General features: G+C 64.9%; 1 protein-coding gene. It reads right to left on the reverse strand.

Features of this window, described 5'->3' with window-relative positions; genetic code table 11:
* Window positions 1-356, reverse strand: a 356-nt coding sequence (locus Q1A69_RS20215; RefSeq protein WP_299589753.1) for an RHS repeat domain-containing protein, incomplete at both ends; no start/stop codon positions are given.

The raw sequence follows: 356 nt of genomic DNA on the forward strand, positions 1-356 counted from the left end.
CGGCTGACATTGAGGGCGGTGCCGGAGTTGCTGATGCGCGCGAAGGATTCCCCTTTGATGCGCTCTTCCAGCAGCAGTCCGCGGCCGCTGTAGACATATTCGGTGGTGCGCTCGTCGCCGCTGGCGATATTCGCCACCAGGGCGGCGCGGTTACTCGTGTAGAGGTTGTCGAGCCAGGCGTGGCGCGCCTCACTGCCATCCGCCGCTTTAGGGGCGCCGAGGCCGCTAAAGTTAAGGGCGTCGGCGTAGCGGGTCTGCGCGGTGATCTGGCCGAGACCATCGTAACGATACTCGGTGACATAGCCGAGGCGGTCCACTTCCAGTACCCGGTTGCCGGCGCTGTCGTAGAGGGCGAA

It is taken from the genome of uncultured Microbulbifer sp., assembly GCF_947498635.1.
In the GTDB taxonomy this organism is placed as follows: Bacteria; Pseudomonadota; Gammaproteobacteria; order Pseudomonadales; family Cellvibrionaceae; genus Microbulbifer; species Microbulbifer echini.